Origin of the sequence: Pseudoalteromonas sp. McH1-7 (genome assembly GCF_013366255.1) — a bacterium.
GTDB classification, from domain to species: domain Bacteria; phylum Pseudomonadota; class Gammaproteobacteria; order Enterobacterales; family Alteromonadaceae; genus Pseudoalteromonas; species Pseudoalteromonas peptidolytica.
Genome location: NZ_JABWPQ010000053.1, coordinates 1 through 1904 on the forward strand (window position 1 = coordinate 1; position 1904 = coordinate 1904).

At 46.5% G+C, this 1904-nt stretch carries 1 protein-coding gene; it reads left to right on the forward strand.

Features of this window, described 5'->3' with window-relative positions:
* Nucleotides 1-1904: non-ribosomal peptide synthetase (locus HUZ36_RS21575; protein ID WP_176033943.1), on the forward strand; the 1904-nt coding region annotated here is incomplete at both ends.

The following is a 1904-nucleotide window of genomic DNA, read 5'->3' on the forward strand; positions in this document are numbered from 1 at the left end:
AGAAACACAGATAAGTTCCCTCTGTCTTTTGCCCAGCAGCGGCTATGGTTTATTGATAGTTTGCAAGGTAGCACTCCAGAGTACAATATGCCGATGGTATTTGAGCTGTCAGGCACGATTAGTCTGACGAGTATTCAGCGAGCCTTTCGTGAAATTATCGCGCGTCATGAAGTCTTAAGAACCGTCTATGAAGAGCATGATGGTGAAGCATATCAAAAGATAAAAACAATATCTGAAGTCGAGTTTGCGATTCAGCAAAAAGACATCAGTGAACTCGATGAGCAAGATAAAGAAACCGCACTTAAAGCATATGTGCGTGAGGAAGTAGGGAGACCGTTTAATCTATCCACAGAAGTGATGTTACGGGTAAGCTTTATAAAGACCGCAGAAACATCAGGCGTACTGTTACTTAATCTGCACCACATAGCGTCAGACGGATGGTCAATGGAAATCCTGATGAAGGAGTTCTTTGCACTGTATCATGCGCAAGAAGCAGGTGAAGCTAGCCCCTTACCAGAACTCGCGGTGCAGTATGCTGATTATGCTCATTGGCAGCGTCACTATTTGGCACAAGAGCAGCTTGAGGGTCAGTTGGATTATTGGGAGCAGCAACTTGAAGGGTTACCTGCACTCCATAGTTTGCCATTAGATAAAGCAAGGCCAGCACAAAAGCAATATCAGGGTGCGCGAGTTACAGGAGTCTTACCCAAAGAGTTGGCGCAAGCACTTCTGAAGATGGCGCAGCAATTCAAAATCACTCCGTTTATGTTATTGCATGGCGCCTTATCGTTACTCCTGTCGAGGCATGGAAACAGTAAGGATGTGGTCATAGGCACACCAATAGCGAATCGGGAGCAGCGAGAGCTGGCACCATTGATAGGGTTCTTCGTCAACACCTTAGTGCTAAGAGCGGATACTGGTCATAATACAGTAGGTGAGTATTTAGCACACATAAGACAAGTTAATCTAGATGCACAAGCAAATCAGTCAGCGCCCTTTGAGCAAATAGTCGAGCGTTTGAAAGTGCCACGCAGTGGCTCACACAGCCCACTATTTCAAATCATGATGACGACCAATAGTGACTATGGTTTATCGAGTGATGCGGATAAAGCAGGGTTTAAGCTACCAGGTGTGACGGTTAAGCCGTACAGTGGTGACAGTGTACAGGCGAAATTTGATTTGGATGTCGATATTCAAATTAATGAGCAAGGTGTTACCGTGCACTGGAATTATGATGTTAGCCTGTTCGACAAAGGACATATTGCCCAGCTGAATGCGCACTTTGAGCGGCTACTGACAGGGTTGAGTGAAGCCAGTGCACAAACCGCAGTGAGTAGCTTGCCATTGTTATCGAAAGAAGAAGAGCACAAGCTGCTGTATACACTGAACGACACAGCAGTAGAGTATGATAAGTCGGCTTGTATTCATACGTTGTTTGAGCGTCAAGTGGACTTAGTGCCAGAGCAAGTTGCGGTTGCATTTGCAGATGACGTTTTACAATACAAGACATTGGATGAGAAGGCGAATCAGCTAGCACATTACCTGCGCGCAGAGCATGGGATAGGGCCAGATAGCTTAGTGGGTGTGTGCGCAGATAGGTCACTGGAGATGGTGATAGCGGTTTTAGGGATCTTAAAAGCAGGAGGTGCTTATGTGCCACTAGACCCGAGTTATCCGCGTAGCCGCTTAGAATATATGATAGCAGATGCGTCATTATCGGTGGTAGTGAGCCATGGAGAGACGGCAGAAGCATTAGCGAGTTTTACCAAAACGCAAGTTAGGTTAGATGGATTTGCCTTAGGGGAGCCGCATCTGTGTGATGCGTATCCACGTACTCGGCCACAAGAGGTTGGTGTGAGCGCATCACATCTGGCGTATGTGATTTATACCTCAGGCTCGACAGG